The following is an 18,803-nucleotide window of genomic DNA, read 5'->3' on the forward strand; positions in this document are numbered from 1 at the left end:
TCGAAGTTCGATGGAAGGGAGGAAATGCAAGTGAAACCGATAGCTGTCAATGAGATTAGGAAAGTGGTTGGAGGAACAATCATCGCCGGACCGGTCAATTGGAAAGTGGCTGATGCCATCTATTACACACGACATGATCATACAAAACGTAATACCCTTTTATTTGTAAATAGGGGGGATACGATTAATTGGGTAGCCATCGATAAAAAAGGCCCTTCGCTTGTCATCACCGATAAGCCCTCGATTGATAAAAATGAAATTTTGCCGAATACAACAGTCTTGCAAGTGACGAGCCTTGTCCAAAGCTATTGGAAGTTCATTAATTACTACCGGAATTTGTTTCAGATACCCGTCGTAACCATTACAGGGACTTGTGGGAAGACGACAACGAAAGATATGATCAAACATATGCTTTCTGCCATTTGGAATGTTCATGCATCCATTAGTAGTAAAAATGAACCTAGACGTTCATTTCCATATTTGATGGGAATCAATGAGCAGACGAAAGCGGCTGTATTTGAACATGGGCTTGGCAATTCGGGAAATATTAAACACCAGTGTATGATTTACCAGCCTACAATTGGTATTATCACGAATATCGGGGTCCACCATTTGGACGGGTGTGTAAATTTAGAAGGATATATAAGAGCGAAAGAGGAAATCATCGGCGGTATAAGGGAAGGCGGCACTCTCATTTTAAATGCCGATGACAAGAACAGTAAAAAACTGAGGACCCATGGATTCAAAGGGAAGATCATTTATTTCGGAATGGGTGAAAGAGCGGATTTCAGAGCTTCCCAAATCACTTTTGGTGAGGGCGGAATGGATTTTATCCTCCATATCGATCATAAAGAATATAATGCTTTTGTTCCTGGTTACGGTGAGCACCAAGTAAGCAATGCACTTGCAGCATTTGCTGCAATACACGAGATGGGAATGGATATACAATCAGCGATTCAACGTTTGAAAACGTATCAAAATATGGACCGCCATTTGGAATTCTCGAAAGGTAAAAACGGCAGCACGATTATTGATGATACGTGGACGAACAACCCGACATCAGTCGAAGCTGCCTTAAACGTACTCGATACGGTGGGCAAAGGAAAAAAAGTCATCCTTATTTTAGGTGATATTAATAGGCTAGGGGATTTTGAAAAAAAATATCATCGGGAAATCGGGAGCATGGTAGCCGAACGAGATATCCATGCACTTATTACAATTGGAAAAAAGGCAGAAGAAATTGCGAGGCAAGCGATTCGCGACGGAAGCAACGCAACTATACGGATATTCGAAAAAGTACATGAAATCGGTAATGAATTGGATTATTTATTTGATGATCAGGCTCTAGTACTTATTAAAGGGCCAATGTCCAGTCGGGGTATGATAGATTTTGCAAAATCATTAAAGCGGTAATTGAAAAAGAAGCACCTAACGTCATGACGTTAAGATGCTTCTTTTCATTTGTTAAAGGACACGTTGTGCTTTAACAAAGTTTTGAGTTGCCCATTTCGAGGATAGGCTTTGTTTCACGACTTTTCCAGAAGTTGAAAGGCTTATAAATTGATTGTCGCCGATATAAATACCTGTCTGTTTAATAAGTGTCGCTTTATTATCCAATGAGAAGAAGAGGAGATCCCCTTTTTTCAGATTGGATTTTGAAACAGTAGAACCAATTTCGGATTGCTGGCTAGCCAGCTTGCTTTTCAAATCGATTCCGTTCTCTTTATATACATAATAAGTGAAACCTGCACCTGTGAACGTCAATGTATTTACATTATACTCATAACCGAATTTCGCTTTGTCCATCAGGCTGTTTGCGAAATTGACAAGCTTGTCCGCAGATGTAGCATCATTTGAGTTGGACGGCTTAGATTCAGAAGTAGCAGTCTTTGTGTTAGAAGACTCGGACTTAGATGATGCAGTGGCTGTGCTAGTCGGCTTTGACTCGGATGGTTCAGTCTTTGTAGTAGAAGGCTTGGAAACTGTCGTTGTTCCCTTAACGTCTTTGATAACCCTCTTTGCCGTAATATAATTGTCGTTGTAGTAATCTACTAGCAGGACCCTTGTTTTGACACCGCCAGAAAGCGGGAGGATCAATCGATGATCTCCACCATAAATGGCTACTAGGCTCGGAGTTTTAGACCCTTTCTTACTGCTGAAGAAAACAAGGTCACCTTTTTTCAAGTCGGAGCGGGAAACTGTTGTACCCTTGCTTTGGAGCTCTTTTAGGTTAGAAGCATCTAATGTAACTCCATTTTTTTTGTACACATGTTTGACGAAGCCTGTGCTCGTAAACTTTTTAGAACTTTCATTGTTGACAGAGCCAATCGTCGCTTCATCTTTTAAATCATAAGCAAGGCTGACGATATTGTCACCTTTCGTTGCAGGATCGGATGACATCAAACTAGGAAGAACACGAGTTGCACCGACATATTTTTCCGTATAATACGGTTTGCTATTCAAGTCGGAAATGACGATATTCTGTTTTGGATCTGCCATATGGATGACTTTGTTATCACCGATATACATTGCGACATGATCTGGATCTGTCCCTGTCGTTTTACTTTTGAAGAAGAGAAGGTCGCCCTTTTGCCACTTACCTTTAGCGACAGGTGTTCCTTGTTGCATCATAAAGTTTTCATTGTATGTTGCAAGGTCTACGCCATGTTTCTCGAAAATGTACATGAGGAACGTGGCACAAGAGAACTTATATGGATATGTAGGCTTGTATTCTGCCGTACTGTATGTTGATTTTCCTATCAAGCTTTTCGCTGTTTGAATCAACTGATCCGCCTTAGCTTCGACAGCCTGTTGCGATGCTAGTGAAGAGACCGTAGCGGCAGAGACTGTTTGAGTTTGATCGAAAGTAGGAACAGCCAATGAACTGACACTGACACAAGTGATTAATGCTGCTGAAAGAATTTTACGTTTCATAATTTGCCTCCTGAAAATAGTATTGTCTTACCTGAGACCGATAGTAGCATGGAATAAGGGCTTGATTTACAGGGAATATTCACCAGAGAAAATGATGAAATGCGAAATTGCATGATATGAAAAGACTTGTCGGACTTTTTTACAAATACATTACAGACTGTAATAGGAATGATATGGAACAAAAGCGCCCGGAGTCCAGACGACAAAAAAACGTGAGGCTAGAAGCCATCACGCTTTTTCATACGAATAAACAAGTTCATTCATTTTTGGATTAACATTTACATGGAGGTCATGTTCATCAAAAAACCAGTAATCTCTTTGTTCAATATAATAGTGTATACCGGCCATTACTGTCTCGACAGCCAATTTGTCAGGCTGTTCTTTCATAATTCCAAGTGAAAATCCATCATGTAATGGACTGGAGCCACCATACCGGGCAAAAAACTTAATATAATCTCCTGTTGCAGCTTCCATCTCTTCTGTAAACCATTGCAGTGCATCATCCGATAAAACGATTTTCATTATATCCCGCCTTTCGGTTGCTTCTTCAATTGTATTATAACCATTTCACTTTTGGCTCGGTTCCGGCTTTAATTCTAGAGATATTCGCCCGGTGTCGATAAAAGATGAACGCTCCCATGAGCCCAACGATGATCATTAAATAGATGTCTCCAGACCATACATAATAGAAAATACAATAAATGAAGCCGACAATCGATACGATCATAGATGAAAGAGATACCATTTTCGTGAGTTTCAATGCAAGAAGGAACACGAGCATGACAATGATGAAAATCGGCCAGTTATATCCAAGCAATACACCGCCAGACGTGGCAACCGCTTTGCCACCTTTAAATTTCGCAAAGACAGGGAAGATATGTCCGATTACAGCGCAAACGCCGAGGAAAAGTGGATGAATCCCTGCGGAATTGAAAAAAGGCAAAAGGGGAAGCAACACTGCAGCGGTCCCTTTCAAAATATCAAGAATAGTGACGATCAAGCCCGCCGTTTTTCCTAGGACTCTGAAAGTATTCGTCGCACCAAGATTTCCACTGCCATGCTGTCGGACATCCGTACCATAAAACAATTTGCCGATCCATAATGCCGATGGGATGGAGCCGAGTACATACGCGATAAGTATAAGAATGATAATTTCCATAACGTTCCCCTTTAATGATTAATGTGTATGTGATTCAAGTTTAGCAGAACAGATGAATACCGACAATGGAATGTGTCAAGTAATAGGACAAGTTGATTGTATAGATTTTCCTCATCTCATTGCAATCCATCAGTTTCTTCTATACAATTAATTGAGCAAGCTTCCTGAAACGTTGATTTGACAAGCTTTACAGGAAGCGATACGATAGTATACAAAGACAAAGAGAACATTCGTTTGATGGGGGTTGCGATTTGACGAAGAAGGAAGAAATTTACACATATGATGATGATTCGATTCAAGTACTAGAAGGCCTCGATGCAGTCCGGAAACGCCCAGGCATGTATATTGGGTCCACGGATTCACGAGGACTTCATCATCTTGTTTACGAAATCGTTGATAACGCAGTTGACGAAGCGCTTGCAGGATACGGTTCTGAAATTGACGTTACGATACACAAAGACGGCAGTATTGGTGTACGCGATTACGGCCGAGGAATGCCCACTGGAATGCATAAGACAGGTAAACCGACAACGGAAGTCATTTTGACCGTCCTTCACGCCGGGGGAAAGTTTGGACAAGGGGGTTATAAGACAAGTGGAGGACTGCATGGTGTAGGTGCATCAGTCGTCAATGCCCTTTCCGAGTGGTTGGAAGTGACGATTTTTCGTGATGGAAAGAAATTCAGACAGCGGTTTGAAAATGGCGGTAAACCGGTCACTACTTTAGAAGAAATCGGAACGACACGTGAAAAAGGGACATTGATCCATTTCAAGCCAGATCCTGCGATATTTTCAACAATTAAATATCAATATGAATTACTGTCAGAGCGTTTGCGTGAATCGGCATTCCTCCTAAAAGGCTTAAAAATAGACTTGAAAGAAGAAGGAACTGAAAAGCATGACGTTTTCCATTACGAAACCGGCATCGAAGCATTCATTTCCTATTTGAATGAAGAGAAGGATGTCCTTCACGATGTAGCCTACCTTGAAGGGGTGGCGGAAGGGATTGAAGTCGAATTCGCGTTCCAATTCAGCGATGGCTATTCCGAAACAATTCTTTCCTTCGTGAACAATGTGAGGACGAAAGATGGAGGCACACATGAAACCGGTGCCAAAACAGCCATGACACGCGTATTCAATGAGTATGCTAGGAAAACCGGCATCTTGAAGGAGAAAGATAAAAACCTCGATGGCTCCGATATCCGAGAAGGTATTTCTGCAATCGTCTCGGTCCGTATTCCTGAAGAAATTCTTCAATTCGAAGGACAAACAAAAGGGAAATTAGGGACGAGTGAAGCGAGGACGGCAACTGATGCCATCATTTCTCAACAGCTTCTTTACTTTTTAGAGGAAAATGCAGAGCTAAGCGGAAACTTGATCAGAAAAGCAATCCGTGCGCAACAAGCGAGGGAAGCAGCTCGCAAGGCGCGAGAAGATGCACGTTCCGGGAAAAAACGACGCCGTTCGGATACGCTACTAACCGGAAAACTGACACCTGCACAGTCAAGGAATGCTGCAAAAAATGAATTATACCTTGTCGAAGGGGATTCTGCCGGTGGTTCTGCTAAACAAGGTCGAGATAGGACATTCCAAGCGATCTTGCCTCTACGCGGTAAAGTGATCAATACCGAAAAGGCTAAATTAGAAGATATTATGAAAAATGAGGAGATCAATACGATCATCCACGCGATTGGCGGAGGGGTCGGTGCCGATTTTCAAATCGAAGATATCGCTTACGACAAAGTGATTATTATGACTGACGCGGATACTGACGGAGCGCATATCCAAGTGCTTCTCCTGACGTTCTTTTATCGATATATGAAACCATTGATCGAGGCGGGAAAGGTATTTATTGCACTCCCTCCACTGTATAAAGTTTCTAAAGGAACAGGCAAGAACGAAAAAGTCGAATATGCTTGGACGGAAGCCAATCTGGATGAGGCAATAAAAAAAATCGGTCGCGGCTATATGCTGCAGCGGTATAAAGGTCTCGGTGAAATGAATGCCGATCAATTATGGGAAACGACGATGAATCCAGAGACTCGGACACTCATCCGTGTGACGATTGAAGATGGTGCGCAATCGGAACGACGTGTTACGACACTTATGGGGGATAAAGTCGAGCCCCGTAGGAAATGGATTGAAACAAACGTCGATTTCGGCACTGAGGACCATAATATTTTGGAAAATGAATTTTTGCATGTTGAGGGGGACTTTGAATGACTTCAACTGAGCGATACCAAGACTTGCCATTAGAAGAAGTGATTGGCGACCGTTTCGGACGTTATAGTAAATATATCATTCAGGACAGGGCTCTTCCGGACGCTAGAGATGGATTGAAACCCGTTCAAAGAAGAATTCTGTACGCAATGTTCCATGAGGGGAATACCCATGATAAAGCATTTAGAAAATCCGCGAAAACAGTAGGGAATGTCATTGGGAACTATCATCCCCATGGAGATACATCTGTATATGATGCCATGGTACGGATGAGCCAAGAATGGAAACTTCGTCACCTTATGATTGAAATGCACGGAAACAATGGTTCTGTCGATGGAGATCCAGCAGCCGCAATGCGGTACACAGAAGCGAGACTATCCGCTATTGCTGCGGAAATGCTCCGTGATATCGGAAAAAACACGGTCGAGTTCATTCCGAACTTCGATGATACGGAGCCGGAACCAACTGTCTTACCTTCACGTTTTCCTAATTTGCTCGTAAATGGCTCAACTGGAATCTCTGCCGGCTATGCGACAGATATCCCACCACACGCATTACATGAAGTGATTGACGCAGTACTCATGAGAATGGACAACCCCAACGTGTCAGTAGACGAATTGATGACTGTCATAAAGGGGCCAGATTTTCCTACCGGCGCGATCATTCAAGGGGCGGAAGGGATTAAGACAGCATATGAGACGGGAAGAGGCCGTATTGTCATCCGTGCAAAATCGGATATTGAGCCGTTGAAAGCCGGAAAATCTCAAATTGTTATTACTGAAATTCCGTATGATGTGAACAAGGCGAATTTGGTTAAGAAAATCGATGAACTTCGGTTGGATCGAAAGCTCGATGGAATTGCGGATGTCCGAGATGAATCAGATCGTTCGGGCCTTCGAATTGTGGTCGAACTGAAGAAGGATATAGATGGCAATGCGATTTTGCAATATTTGTTGAAAAACACCGATCTTCAAGTGACGTATAATTTTAATATGGTGGCAATATCCAATAGAAGACCGACGCTAATGTCACTGTCGATGTTATTGGATGCTTATATCGAACACCAAAAAGACGTCGTAACGAGACGTTCCGAATACGATATCCAAAAAGCGAAAGATCGACTGCATATCGTTGAAGGCTTGATGAAAGCATTATCTATCTTGGATGAAGTAATCAAAACGATCAGGGCATCGAAAGATAAGCGTGATGCGAAAAATAATATCATTGCAAAATTCGGATTTACTGAAGTTCAAGCAGAGGCAATTGTATCTCTCCAACTATACAGATTGACGAATACAGATATAACCGAACTGAAAAAAGAAGATACAGAGCTTAGAAAGTTAATTGATACGCTGGATGCTATTTTAAAAAGCGATAAAAAACTTTCAGCTGTTATCAAAAAGGAATTGCTCGAAATCCGTAAACAGTTCGCAGAACAGAGAAGGTCTGTTATTGAAGAAAAGATCGAAAATATTAAAGTGGATCTTGATATTCTAGTACCGAGTGAGGATGTTGTCGTCTCTGTTACAAAAGATGGCTACGTGAAGCGGACGAGCATACGTTCGTTTAGTGCCTCTAACGGTACGGGACAAGAAATGAAGGAATCCGACTACAGTCTGCTGGAAGCTGTCATGAATACGCAACATCATCTACTTTTGTTCACATCACACGGCAATTATTTGTATCAGCCTGTGCATGAATTGCCAGATATTCGTTGGAAAGATCTTGGCCAACATATATCAAGCATCGTGTCTTTGGAACCGAATGAGCAAGTGATTGCTGCGATCGGCATTGAAAGCTTCGATGACGAAACGTCTGTTTTAACGGTTGCAGATAACGGAAACATCAAAATTTCTAAGCTTGCAGACTTCCAAGTACAGCGCTATTCTCGTACATTCAAGGCGATGAACTTGAAAAAAGGGGATTTGATGGTAGATGCGCAGCTTGTAACGGGTGAGGAAGACGTCATTCTCTTCACCGAACAAGCTTATGCTTTACGATTTTCTCTCACCGAGTTGTCGGTAACAGGTGTAAGAACAGCAGGAGTACGGGGCATTAATGTCAAGTCAGATGACAAGCTTGCTTCCATACTAGTCGTACGAGACGAAACGGAATCGATATTGATCGCGACACACCGAGGTTCGGTTAAGAGGATGGCATTGAAGGAACTGGACGTCGCTTCAAGAGCACAACGTGGTGTTGTTGTATTGAAAGAGTTGAAAACGAATCCTCATCGTATTGTGGGGACGCAGTTTGTAAAACCTAGTGACACTGTCACCTTGACGACGAGCAAAGATAGTAAAGTGTCAATAGACGCCGGATCATTACGACTCGTTGATCGCTATTCGAATGGAAGTTCGTTAGTGGATGAAAGTAAAGAGGGCAAAGTGACTGCTGTTTACAAAGAAGTTAAAGCCGAAACGAAAGCATAATTCAAAGAGCATGTCAACAACATAGTAACGTGTTGACATGCTCTTTATATGTTGTTTTATCGAGTCGAAAAGATTTTAGTGACATAAAATTAAAGTTGACGTATAATAATTCGAAAGTCGAAATAAATTCAGGGGAATGATGAACGGTATGTGGAAAAACCGTAATGTTTGGATTATCCTATCCGGCGAAATGATTGCCGGGCTTGGGTTATGGACGGGGATTATCGGAAATCTTGAGTTTATGCAGGAAAAAATCCCATCCGATTTCGTGAAGGCACTGATCATGTCTATCGGTTTGTTGGCTGGTATCATTGCCGGTCCGACAGCAGGGCGGATTATTGATCAATCAAGGAAAAAGACCGTATTGTTAGTAGCAGGGCTCGGAAGGCTAGTCAGTGTTGTCTTTATGTTACTCGCCATATCGACGGGCTCGGTATGGTGGATGGTTGCATTTATTATTTCAATCCAATTGTCGGCAACCTTCTATTTCCCGGCACTGCAATCGGCTATTCCTCTAGTCGTGAAAGATGACGATCTGTTGACGATGAACGGTATGCATATGAATGTCGCTACGATCGCCCGTGTCGTCGGAACTGCTCTGGCGGGTGTCATGCTTGTCTACTGGTCGTTGGCATCGTTATATTGGGTTTCCATGCTTGCATATGCCGCTCTATTAGGCTTTACGATGATGCTAAAAATTGATGAAGAGAAGGGGAGTGCGCGCTCTAGCAGAAAGGATAGCGACAGAGGAGGCTTCATGGAAGTTTTTCCTGTCTTAAAAGCATATCCTGCAGTTGGCATGACGTTAGTCATGACGATGATCCCTTTATTGTTTCTCGGTTCATTCAATCTAATTGTCATTAATATAAGTGAAATACAGGACGTAGCGTCGATTAAAGGGTTGATTTATACCGCAGAAGGGATTGCATTCATGGTTGGTTCATTTGCGGTAAAATTCATTACTCGAAAATGGAAGACAACGGTCATTTTATTTTTCTTTGCAACGATGGTAGCAGTTGCCGAATTCATGCTGTATTTTGCGCATCATATCGTTTTGACACTTAGTGCGTTTGCTGTATTGGGCTTTGCGTTAGGTTGTTTTTTTCCAACAGCAATGGTTGTTTTTCAGAAACAAATGCCAAAAGCATACCACGGACGTTTTTTCTCGTTCCGCAACATGTTGGAGCGTGTCATGTTCCAGGTCGTTTTATTAAGCGCTGGGGCATTCTTGGATATTGTAGGTCTACAAACGATGGTTATTATTTTCGGGATGATCAGCTTAGGTATGACATTGCTGTTTTTCATTCAAATGAAACGAAGAAATATCATTTTGGAACAGCCAAAAACAGAACCAGCAGCGGAAGTCATTTTATGATTTCGCTGCTGGTTTTTTATTTACTGTGAAAATCGATTTTGTCTCACTGTTTCAAGTATACTTTAAAGTGATATTTAACTACCGCTAATATATATTATGACGGGGGCGTTTTACGAAGAATAAATTGTTTACTTCTCTATTCGATATCTATAGCTCCTGCTCTTACTTTCCTCTACATTTATGAACTGCACGCTATATTCAATAAGATCGTTGATGAATATATTGTGTTTCTTTGCCATCTTCTTTATTTCGGCCAATAGCTCTTTGTCATATGTTGTTTTGTATTGCACACGATCTTTTGGTCGTAAGTCTTTATTGTACGAAATTACGTCTTGTTTCATTACATTCAGTAAACCATTTTCCAATAAATAATTCGTATGAGTATCATTTTCCTCAGCCAGCTTATTTAAATCGTTTAAAATCGTTTTACTAATATTTGTTCTAAACTTTACTCGATCTGTATCCGAAGTTTGTTGCAGCTTACCATTAATTAATTTCCACATGTTATTCACTCCAATTCTAAAATCATCTGTTCCGGTTTAACGGCGTGCTGAACCATTCTGTTCTTTTTATTCTCGTTGAACAGTTTGCCAGCTCCATCGTATATGATATTAGCCAGTTTTGGAAGGTCTCGTTTTCCCTTGACCCAAATACGATAGATTTTTTTCTCCGATTGTGTAAGTTCGGTAGTTATTTCGGTTCTCAAATCCCACTTTTGAAATACAGCAAATAGTCCATTTGCAAATTGCTCGCTTGCTGTAGTGACATTCATAACATAGCCGCGATCTTGTACCCATCCATCTCCATCAATAACCCCTCTAATAAATGACGGTAAATATTCTTCCGGTACTTCCGGAAAAGGAACCGAATAAGATTTGTTCGGCGTAATGCCCAGCAGTTCTAGGTCCTGTTTTATGATTTTCGAGTTAATGATCAGCATTGGTGTTACTCTTGTACCAATTCCAGTTTTAATAGTTGGACTTGCACCCATTAAATGGGCAACTTTTCTCAAAATCGATTCATCTTTTTGTGATAAATAAACAGCGTGGACTCTTTTATTCACATGACCATCTGTTATGAATAATCCCAATACCCAAGCCATTTCGTGAGACCACGTTTTAAAGAAGTTTTCGTTTACTTGATGAATACGCGGACGCCCTAATGGATTCAACTCGATTCCGTGCTTATATAGTACATTCCGTATTGCTCGATTGGATAAACCGATTATGCTGCAAAGTTTATCGTATGATAACCCGCTCTTATACAATTCTATAATCTTTTCGTCAGTCATTCCCGGATTTCGTGCCAACTCCCCCATCCCCCTTCAAATCAATCCTTTCCTAAATCAATTATACAAACAAGTGTTCTATTTCGCAACTAATTAACTGAAAATACTTACTTCCATAAAAAATGGACCACTTGCCATAGCTAAAGTGGTCCACTCCTTATCTTTTTACATAACGCACTCTGTCACTCGCTTGCAGTTCGGCCAATGTTGATGCACCGACACCGAACATAGCCATGCGGAGCTCAAGTTCTTTCGTTTCCATGACTCTCATGACGTCTTCTGGAGACTGTGTAGCTTCTTTTAAGATGGATCTGCCAAAGCCGACAATGTCAGCGCCTAATGCTATCGTTTTCGCAGCATCTAGCCCTGTAGACATGCCGCCACTAGCAACAATTGATTGTTCACCGATCTTTTCACGTACCGAAACGACACAATCGACTGTCGGAATTCCCCAAACGCTGAACGTTTCGGCGGCAGCTTGTTTCACTGGATCAGTCGAACGGTATTTTTCCACTTGGCTCCACGATGTCCCTCCTGCACCCGCTACGTCGATAAATGTTATACCGATATCACATAGCTTTTTGGCCGTATCACCGTCGATTCCCCAACCGACTTCTTTTACTCCGATTGGAATTTCCAAAACGTTCGTCAGTTCTTCGATTTTTACTAATAAATCCTTGAAGTTCAAATCTCCGTTCGGTTGAATGACTTCCTGCAAACTGTTCAAATGAAGCACCAATGCATCAGCATTCGTCATTTCAATTATTTGCCGGCATTGATCAACACCAAATCCGTAATTCAATTGCACAGCACCTAAATTCGCAATGATTGGAACTGTTGGGGCGTACTGTCTTACTTGGAAGGATGCACGGTGTTCCTCGCTTTCAATTAGTGCACGCATTGACCCTAAAGCTAAGATCCAACCTTTTTCCTCTGCGGCCAGTGCCAAGTTACGGTTAATCGTTTCGGCGAAAGCAGCGCCTCCTGTCATGGAGCTGATCATGAAAGGTGTTGGACGCGATTGGCCGACAAAATTGCTTTCGATAGAGATTTCATTAAAGTCGATTTCGGGTAAGGCGTTATGAATGAAGTGAACCCTTTCGAGTCCAGTTGTTATCTGGTTACCCGTCACTTTTTCGTTTAATGTGATTTCAATATGCTCTGCTTTTCGTTGATGAATTGAACCAGTCATTTGCCAACATCTCTCTTCCCTAGCACGAGATACCATTCGCCGAGTCGGCTAGATCCAATGGTTAGATTCTTGCTCAATCCTCATTTCGCGCTTTCTTTCCATTTCATTATAGGTTACCTAAACTATAATTTCAGCAATTTCATTTTTATTTCATGACAAAGCACCAAATAATGCTAATTATGCACCGCTCTTTTAGGTTATAGTGCAGGAATATGGCAACTGTTGCTGAAATGTGTTAAATTTGAGTCGGTCAATTCAAAACGACTCTTCGGGGCAAGGTGAAATTCCTTACCGGCGGTGATCAAGCGCAATGCTTGTCAGTCCGTGACCCGTTCTTCCTTGTGAAGACGGTGGAGCTGGTGAAACTCCGGCACCGACAGTGAAAGTCTGGATGGGAGAAGTTGCTCGTGTTTGAAGACTATGCCCAATACTATCCGCCCTTTCCAAAAAAGAAAGGGGGAAATCGATGGATCACGCCGATCAGTTAGCTGTACATATTGAAAATTCGTTCGTTTGCACAGATACAACGATTGCTATCGGCATTCTCCGTGTTTTCAACGTGTCCAAAGAACCGAATCCTTCCGTATATGGAGTAAAGATTGGGCTTCTTTCAGATGCCGAATTTGAAGTGTTGCCTAGTTTATGTAAAAAAGAGGCGGATGTTAGCAACCTGGGCGTTTACTCAATACTTAATAACCTACGTTATCATCTTCAAAATAACCCTTTCCTCACCACCCGTTTGCCCCATGGTGGAAAGAACCCAATACAAATTACGTTGCATAGGCATCCTAGGACGCCGCTCAAAACTGAATCAGTCATACCGTATCCAGCTGTGGAAACAAGCAACAACTTCATCATTAAATTGCAAACCTTCCCTTCTATCGATCAGACAGATTCGATTCCTAAAATGATCGGAGGTGTATGCTAATTGTTTACAGGAATTGTAGAAGAAATAGGAACCATTCACTCGATAAAGCAAGGTTCTTCATCGTTGCAGTTATACATTACATGCAGTCATGTACTCTCTGATGTAAAAAAGGGAGATAGCATTTCTGTCAACGGAGTATGTTTAACTGTAGCGGATTATTCAAAAACGCATTTTACAGCTGACGTCATGCCTGAAACCTTCAAAGCAACGACGCTATTCATGTTGAAACATGGCAGCCCTGTGAATCTGGAACGTGCCATGGCAGCGAACGGACGTTTCGGGGGCCATTTTGTGTCAGGTCATGTCGATTGTGTCGGAGAAATTATTGCAATGCGCCCCGTAGAAAATGCGATTTATGTTGACATTAAAATAGACCCGGCATTCCACTCGCACATCGTTCAGAAAGGTTCAATAACAGTAGACGGCACCTCCTTGACGGTTTTCGGCATTTTTGAGCAAGGGTTTACCATATCCCTTATTCCAGTCACACAAGCTGACTCCATTATCGCTCGAAAACGTGTCAGGGACTTTGTGAATGTGGAGTGCGACATCCTTGCAAAATACTTGGAGCGAATTGTCTCCAAGAAAGAAACTGGACCGATCGGCGGGTTAACAATGGACACACTTGCCAAGAGCGGATTTTTGGATTGAGAGGTAGTCATACATGTTTAATACGGTAGAAAACGCGATTAAGGAATTGAAAAAAGGTAGACCCATCATTGTTGTAGATGATGAAAGCCGTGAAAATGAAGGTGATTTTGTCTCACTAGCTGAATTTGCAACACCGGAGATGATCAATTTCATGGCAACGGAAGGTCGTGGCTTGATTTGTGTCCCAATTGAACAACAACTTGCGGACAACCTTGACTTGCCGCCAATGACAACTACAAATACAGATGCTCATGGGACTGCTTTTACAGTTAGTATTGATCATGCATCAACCCATACAGGGATTTCCGCATTTGAACGTTCCGAAACAATCTTGAAGATGATCGATGCCAAATCGAAGCCTTCGGATTTTAAAAGACCTGGACATATATTCCCTTTGGTCTCAAAACCTGGCGGCGTCTTGGAACGACCAGGGCACACTGAAGCAGCAGTTGATCTGGCACGTCTAGCAGGATCTACTCCAGCTGGCGTCATTTGCGAGATTATGAATCAAGATGGAACGATGGCTCGGGTAAAAGAGCTTATAGAAATTGCAAAGCGGCACGACCTTATTATCTTGACAATTGAGGAATTGATTGATTATCGGAAGAGAACAGAACAACGTTAAAAATCTACTTCCATATTAGAAACGATCAAATAGAAGTTATTTTATTGAAAATCTGAGGAGGAAAAATAATGAGTTTGACATATGAAGGACATTTAATTGGCACAGGACTTAAAATCGGCATCGTTGTATCCCGATTCAATGAATTTATATCAGGTAAGCTTCTAAGTGGTGCTGAAGATGCTTTGCGCCGCCACGGAGTTGACGCAAACGACGTCGAAATTGCTTGGGTCCCAGGTGCTTTTGAAATCCCGGTCATCGCAAAACGGATGGCAACTTCAAAGAAATATGATGCTGTTATTACGTTAGGCACCGTCATCAGAGGGTCGACTCCCCACTTCGACTTTGTATGTAATGAAGTGGCTAAAGGTGTTTCCTCTATCAATTTGACAGAAGGAATTCCAGTTATTTTTGGTGTATTGACGACCGACTCAATCGAACAAGCGATTGAACGCGCCGGGACGAAAGCAGGAAATAAAGGATGGGACGTAGCCATCTCCGCGATTGAAATGGCAAATCTCATGAAACAATTATAAGAAAAGCAAAAAGCAAGTCCCTTCTAATCGGGGCTTGCTTTTTGCTGTTAAAAATATGATTATATACCCATTTTCCGACTCGATTGTGTTACTTTCTTAGATTGTTGGCTCTTCATTTTTGGCGTTTGTTGGATTGGATTTCCCTTCACTTTAGTTGCGTGTGTCTTATTCTTTTTAGCCTCAAGCTGTTGCTTGACTACATCTTTCAAACTGACTTTTGCTTTCTCCCCGTTTGGTTTGTTCGGTTCCATTGCCGTCCTCTCCCTCCCGTTGTTGTCGGTTAGTAAATTTTAGCACTCTCCATGACCGGTGTCTATATAGAAAATATTCTGACTAGGTATATTTAGCGTACTCTATTTCTCCCCTTATTACGTAATAAAAGCCAAATGACCGTAAATATAAGGAATGCCACCATTTCGAGTGATAGTAAATACCATGGATAAGGACCGAGGAAGTCTAGTATGCTGCCATTCTCTGGTTTCATCCGTAAAAACATATAATTCCCATCAAAGAGCCAGTTTACAACTAAAATAAACGGTAAGATTGCATTGAGGATCAGCATCGTTTTTAATACACCTTTGAACGTTGGTTCATATCCTTTCACCCATACGTAGTAAAGCCCCGTCAAAATAATCCCCGCATGTGTATAGAAAAAATGAAAGAAGCGGAAATGAGGGTAATCCATATCGAGAACAGGTGTTGCCAATGCTTGAAGAGCGCCGCCAATACCGGCGAAGATGACAAAATCGACTAAATAACGATTCCCCGTCAATAGCAGTACGATGGAGACGAGTAGAGAGATGCTGCATAATTCGAGCGGCAATGCGTCTTCCAACCTCCACCGGTCCGAAACAATGAGCCAAATATGATACGCAATGTCCATTGCTAATAATGAGATCGCAAATAAACGCTCCGCCACTTTCAGACTTGCGACATTCTCTCGCATTCTCTTCCGATTAGTAAAAAGAAGCACAATGATGAGAGCGATGATAAAAAGAACAAAAAAATGAGTAAAAGAGAACATAACAAACCAATGATTCGCCCCATTTCCACTGCCCATATTCATCCCCTCTTCCCCACTCCCCATTTAGTGATTACCCAAATTATAGCATCTTCTTCAAGTATAAAAAGGGCAGTTTGTTTAACCTATTTTCAATACACACATACTATGACCAATTAGACGAAAGGGGAATAACAGGATGTCCAGCTCCGCCAACTTTAAATGCCTTGCATTCATCATGAGAATGCAAGGCATTGATAATTATTTTGTACGTTCTTCTATGATCTTTCCTTGCTCAAGAAATAAAATACGATCTCCTAGCTTTTCAGCTTCTTCCATGTCATGCGTCACGATAATGAACGGAATCTTCCATATTACATGCAAGCGGAGCAGTTCATTTTGACATTCGATACGCGTTTGTTTATCCAAAGCAGATAGTGGCTCATCCAATAAGAGGATTGAAGGCTCTACTGCCAATGCACGCGCTAGGGCTGTACGCTGTTTCTCCCCACCGGATATTTGATGGGGGTATTTGGACAACAGCTGTTGGATCCCGAGAACTTGAAGTAGCTGTTCAACGACAATTGAACGTTCTCCCGTTTTCCGTTTCATGCCGTATCGGATATTCTGCTCGACAGTTTTATGCGGAAACAAAGCATAGTCTTGGAACACTACACCAACATTCCGGTCTTGTACAGATACGGAACTGCCTTGACCTGTGAAAAAAGGTTTATCCCTAAGTTTGATGAATCCTTCGTCCGGCTGTGTCAAACCAGCAATGGTATGCAATATGGTTGTTTTTCCCGACCCGGATGGACCGAACAGAACGAGAATCTCATCTCCCATGCTGAAATTGACTTCCAAGTCATAATGGGCTAACTGTTTTTTAATATTCACTTCAAGCATGGAATCACCTACTTCGATTTTGATCGGTAAAGCGTCTCATATTCCGACGGCTCCACCAATTAAGCCACATGATTGTGCTAAAACCTAGAGCCACTATAATGACGACCCAAAACGTTGCTTTCTCCATTTGACCAGATTCAACTGCGAAGTAGATGGCCATCGGAATTGTATCGGTCTTTCCCGGTATATAGCCTGCAATCATGAGCGTGGCGCCAAACTCTCCAAGTCCCCTTGCAAATGATAGAACGAGACCGGCAAGCAGGCCTGGCCAAGCAAGTGGAAAGGCAATCGTCCAAAACACACGCCATTCTGATGCTCCTAACGTTCGGGCGGCATTTTCAAGCCGATCGTCGAGGCTGTCAAATGCGGCAGCCGCACTTTGATACATCAAAGGGAATGAAACGACAATGGATGCGATGACAGCACCAATCCAATTAAAAACGATTTGGACACCGAACCACTCCATCAGCCAACTGCCTATCCAGCCATTTTTCCCAAACAATATGAGAAGAGCAAAGCCGACTACGGTCGGTGGTAAGACGAGGGGCAGCATGAAAACAGACTCGATGACCGTTTTGCCGAAAAACTGCCTCCTGGCAAAGAGCCGCGCAAAATAAACGCCGGAGATGAATACGATAGTTGTGGAAATAGCAGCAACTTTTAAAGATAGTAATAAAGGTGAATAATCAATGCCAACCATGCCTCGTCCTCCTATTACTCCTCATTTGAAACCATGCTTCTTCAGAACAGCTCTTCCTTCTTCACTCGCCACAAATTTCAAGAAATTCTCTGCTTCCTGTGGATGTTCAGTATCTTTCACAACCGCTCCCGGATAGACGATCGGAGAATGCATAGCAGAATCTGCTTCTGTCACGACAGTTACCTTGTCCGACACGAAGGCATCACTCGCATAAACGATTCCGTAATCGGCATTTCCCATTTCAACATGTGTCAACACTTGCCGTACGTCAGATCCCATGACAAGTTTGCTTTGCAAAGGCATCCACATTTGCAGATTCTCCAATACTTCTTTCGTATATCTTCCTGCAGGCACAGTTTCAGGCTCCCCGATGGAAAGGTGATCGAACCCATTAGCATCAAGCTGTTCGAAAGAGGATACAGGTTCCGGATATGATTTGTTGGTGATTAATACAAGGGAATTCCCCGTGAAATTCACGATGGAGGACTCGATCACAAGACCATTCTCCTTCATTCTTGTCATATCTTCCGTGCTTGCTGACAGAAAAACATCCGCAGGAGCACCTTGTTCAATTTGAGTTGCAAGCTTTCTGGAACTTCCAAAATTCAAATTGATGAATACGCCATCATTTTCCTTTTCATATGTATATTTCAATTCGGTCAATGCATCGGTTAAACTGGCGGCAGCTGCAATCGCCAACTCCGTCCCTGCCCCATCCTCTTTGTTGTTTGAACAGCCGAAAAATAAGATCGTAACTAGGAGAAGGAAACTCCATTGCAAGAACCGTTTCATCATGATTCCACCTTCTTATCTTTTAGTTCTTATTATAAGTATATATATCATATTACATCTAAACATATC

At 42.1% G+C, this 18,803-nt stretch carries 18 protein-coding genes, 1 pseudogene and 1 riboswitch; of the genes and pseudogenes, 8 read left to right on the top strand and 11 right to left on the bottom strand.

What is annotated here, in order from left to right; all coding sequences use genetic code 11:
• Positions 1 to 30 precede the first annotated feature (30 nt).
• Positions 31 to 1,413, top strand: coding sequence for a UDP-N-acetylmuramoyl-tripeptide--D-alanyl-D-alanine ligase (locus MHZ92_RS13845; RefSeq protein ID WP_239432313.1), 1,383 nt, complete (start codon positions 31 to 33; stop codon positions 1,411 to 1,413).
• A gap of 51 nt (positions 1,414 to 1,464) precedes the next feature.
• On the opposite strand, the gene MHZ92_RS13850 is transcribed toward MHZ92_RS13845, so the two are convergent.
• The 3 genes from MHZ92_RS13850 to plsY all read right to left on the bottom strand — a co-directional run bounded on the left by MHZ92_RS13850 (position 1,465) and on the right by plsY (position 4,093).
• Positions 1,465 to 2,934, bottom strand: coding sequence for a C40 family peptidase (locus MHZ92_RS13850; RefSeq protein WP_239432314.1), 1,470 nt, complete (start codon positions 2,932 to 2,934; stop codon positions 1,465 to 1,467).
• 228 nt (positions 2,935 to 3,162) lie between these two features.
• Positions 3,163 to 3,456: a HesB/YadR/YfhF family protein gene (locus MHZ92_RS13855; protein WP_239432315.1), complete on the bottom strand. Its 294-nt coding sequence runs from the start codon at positions 3,454 to 3,456 to the stop codon at positions 3,163 to 3,165.
• Positions 3,457 to 3,490: 34 nt separating this feature from the next.
• The gene (plsY, locus tag MHZ92_RS13860; RefSeq protein WP_239432316.1) at positions 3,491 to 4,093 is read right to left on the bottom strand and encodes a glycerol-3-phosphate 1-O-acyltransferase PlsY; all 603 of its coding nucleotides are present in this window, start codon (positions 4,091 to 4,093) and stop codon (positions 3,491 to 3,493) included.
• 251 nt (positions 4,094 to 4,344) lie between these two features.
• Here plsY and parE point away from each other — a divergent pair, with 251 nt between their 5' ends.
• The 3 genes from parE (at position 4,345) to MHZ92_RS13875 (ending at position 10,119) form a co-directional block, all read left to right on the top strand.
• Complete coding sequence (gene parE, locus MHZ92_RS13865) at positions 4,345 to 6,315, top strand: DNA topoisomerase IV subunit B (protein ID WP_239432317.1); 1,971 nt, start codon at positions 4,345 to 4,347, stop codon at positions 6,313 to 6,315.
• Entirely contained in the window at positions 6,312 to 8,744 is a 2,433-nt protein-coding gene (gene parC, locus MHZ92_RS13870; protein WP_239432318.1) for a DNA topoisomerase IV subunit A, read from the top strand. Before parE ends, parC begins: the two co-directional genes overlap by 4 nt.
• A gap of 148 nt (positions 8,745 to 8,892) precedes the next feature.
• The gene (locus MHZ92_RS13875; RefSeq protein ID WP_239432522.1) at positions 8,893 to 10,119 is read left to right on the top strand and encodes an MFS transporter; all 1,227 of its coding nucleotides are present in this window, start codon (positions 8,893 to 8,895) and stop codon (positions 10,117 to 10,119) included.
• 128 nt (positions 10,120 to 10,247) lie between these two features.
• Here MHZ92_RS13875 and MHZ92_RS13880 read toward each other — a convergent pair whose 3' ends face one another.
• The 3 genes from MHZ92_RS13880 to fni all read right to left on the bottom strand — a co-directional run bounded on the left by MHZ92_RS13880 (position 10,248) and on the right by fni (position 12,599).
• Positions 10,248 to 10,622, bottom strand: a complete 375-nt coding sequence (locus MHZ92_RS13880; RefSeq protein ID WP_239432319.1) for an rRNA methyltransferase — start codon at positions 10,620 to 10,622, stop codon at positions 10,248 to 10,250.
• 5 nt (positions 10,623 to 10,627) lie between these two features.
• Entirely contained in the window at positions 10,628 to 11,428 is an 801-nt protein-coding gene (locus MHZ92_RS13885; RefSeq protein ID WP_239432320.1) for a helix-turn-helix domain-containing protein, read from the bottom strand.
• Between the two features lie 136 nt (positions 11,429 to 11,564).
• Positions 11,565 to 12,599: a type 2 isopentenyl-diphosphate Delta-isomerase gene (gene fni, locus MHZ92_RS13890; protein WP_239432321.1), complete on the bottom strand. Its 1,035-nt coding sequence runs from the start codon at positions 12,597 to 12,599 to the stop codon at positions 11,565 to 11,567.
• Positions 12,600 to 12,859: 260 nt separating this feature from the next.
• Positions 12,860 to 13,006: riboswitch (FMN riboswitch) on the top strand.
• A 59-nt stretch (positions 13,007 to 13,065) separates the two neighbouring features.
• Between fni and MHZ92_RS13895 the strand changes: the two genes are divergently transcribed.
• The 4 genes and pseudogenes from MHZ92_RS13895 (at position 13,066) to ribH (ending at position 15,336) form a co-directional block, all read left to right on the top strand.
• A complete protein-coding gene (locus MHZ92_RS13895; RefSeq protein WP_239432322.1) occupies positions 13,066 to 13,527 on the top strand; it encodes a hypothetical protein in 462 nt (153 codons plus the stop codon).
• Complete coding sequence (gene ribE / locus MHZ92_RS13900; protein WP_239432323.1) at positions 13,528 to 14,178, top strand: riboflavin synthase; 651 nt, start codon at positions 13,528 to 13,530, stop codon at positions 14,176 to 14,178.
• A gap of 13 nt (positions 14,179 to 14,191) precedes the next feature.
• A pseudogene (gene ribB / locus MHZ92_RS13905) lies at positions 14,192 to 14,797 on the top strand (3,4-dihydroxy-2-butanone-4-phosphate synthase); the annotation flags it as partial.
• 74 nt (positions 14,798 to 14,871) lie between these two features.
• Positions 14,872 to 15,336 (top strand): 6,7-dimethyl-8-ribityllumazine synthase, encoded by a 465-nt coding sequence (gene ribH / locus MHZ92_RS13910; RefSeq protein WP_239432324.1) that lies wholly within the window; start codon positions 14,872 to 14,874, stop codon positions 15,334 to 15,336.
• Positions 15,337 to 15,395: 59 nt separating this feature from the next.
• Here ribH and MHZ92_RS13915 read toward each other — a convergent pair whose 3' ends face one another.
• From MHZ92_RS13915 to modA, 5 genes are all read right to left on the bottom strand, one after another.
• Positions 15,396 to 15,587 (bottom strand): hypothetical protein, encoded by a 192-nt coding sequence (locus MHZ92_RS13915; protein WP_239432325.1) that lies wholly within the window; start codon positions 15,585 to 15,587, stop codon positions 15,396 to 15,398.
• Between the two features lie 92 nt (positions 15,588 to 15,679).
• Positions 15,680 to 16,396: a YwaF family protein gene (locus MHZ92_RS13920; protein WP_239432326.1), complete on the bottom strand. Its 717-nt coding sequence runs from the start codon at positions 16,394 to 16,396 to the stop codon at positions 15,680 to 15,682.
• Between the two features lie 201 nt (positions 16,397 to 16,597).
• Positions 16,598 to 17,242: an ATP-binding cassette domain-containing protein gene (locus tag MHZ92_RS13925; RefSeq protein WP_239432327.1), complete on the bottom strand. Its 645-nt coding sequence runs from the start codon at positions 17,240 to 17,242 to the stop codon at positions 16,598 to 16,600.
• 4 nt (positions 17,243 to 17,246) lie between these two features.
• Positions 17,247 to 17,942 carry a molybdate ABC transporter permease subunit gene (gene modB / locus MHZ92_RS13930; RefSeq protein ID WP_239432328.1) on the bottom strand — a complete coding sequence of 232 codons (696 nt, stop codon included), beginning with the start codon at positions 17,940 to 17,942 and terminating at the stop codon, positions 17,247 to 17,249.
• 21 nt (positions 17,943 to 17,963) lie between these two features.
• Positions 17,964 to 18,734, bottom strand: a complete 771-nt coding sequence (modA, locus tag MHZ92_RS13935; RefSeq protein ID WP_239432329.1) for a molybdate ABC transporter substrate-binding protein — start codon at positions 18,732 to 18,734, stop codon at positions 17,964 to 17,966.
• Between the last annotated feature and the right edge of the window lie 69 nt (positions 18,735 to 18,803).

Source organism: Sporosarcina sp. ACRSL (assembly GCF_022346605.1).
In the GTDB taxonomy this organism is placed as follows: domain Bacteria; phylum Bacillota; class Bacilli; order Bacillales_A; family Planococcaceae; genus Sporosarcina.

Excerpts from the sequence above, each read along its gene's own strand:
- MHZ92_RS13850 (WP_239432314.1), bottom strand. The coding sequence starts at position 2,934 with ATGAAACGTAAAATTCTTTCAGCAGCATTAATCACTTGTGTCAGTGTC.
- MHZ92_RS13855 (WP_239432315.1), bottom strand. The coding sequence starts at position 3,456 with ATGAAAATCGTTTTATCGGATGATGCACTGCAATGGTTTACAGAAGAG.
- plsY (WP_239432316.1), bottom strand. The coding sequence starts at position 4,093 with ATGGAAATTATCATTCTTATACTTATCGCGTATGTACTCGGCTCCATC.
- parC (WP_239432318.1), top strand. The coding sequence starts at position 6,312 with ATGACTTCAACTGAGCGATACCAAGACTTGCCATTAGAAGAAGTGATT.
- MHZ92_RS13875 (WP_239432522.1), top strand. The coding sequence starts at position 8,893 with ATGTGGAAAAACCGTAATGTTTGGATTATCCTATCCGGCGAAATGATT.
- MHZ92_RS13880 (WP_239432319.1), bottom strand. The coding sequence starts at position 10,622 with ATGTGGAAATTAATTAATGGTAAGCTGCAACAAACTTCGGATACAGAT.
- fni (WP_239432321.1), bottom strand. The coding sequence starts at position 12,599 with ATGACTGGTTCAATTCATCAACGAAAAGCAGAGCATATTGAAATCACA.
- MHZ92_RS13895 (WP_239432322.1), top strand. The coding sequence starts at position 13,066 with ATGGATCACGCCGATCAGTTAGCTGTACATATTGAAAATTCGTTCGTT.
- ribH (WP_239432324.1), top strand. The coding sequence starts at position 14,872 with ATGAGTTTGACATATGAAGGACATTTAATTGGCACAGGACTTAAAATC.
- MHZ92_RS13915 (WP_239432325.1), bottom strand. The coding sequence starts at position 15,587 with ATGGAACCGAACAAACCAAACGGGGAGAAAGCAAAAGTCAGTTTGAAA.
- MHZ92_RS13920 (WP_239432326.1), bottom strand. The coding sequence starts at position 16,396 with ATGGGCAGTGGAAATGGGGCGAATCATTGGTTTGTTATGTTCTCTTTT.
- MHZ92_RS13925 (WP_239432327.1), bottom strand. The coding sequence starts at position 17,242 with ATGCTTGAAGTGAATATTAAAAAACAGTTAGCCCATTATGACTTGGAA.
- modB (WP_239432328.1), bottom strand. The coding sequence starts at position 17,942 with ATGGTTGGCATTGATTATTCACCTTTATTACTATCTTTAAAAGTTGCT.
- modA (WP_239432329.1), bottom strand. The coding sequence starts at position 18,734 with ATGAAACGGTTCTTGCAATGGAGTTTCCTTCTCCTAGTTACGATCTTA.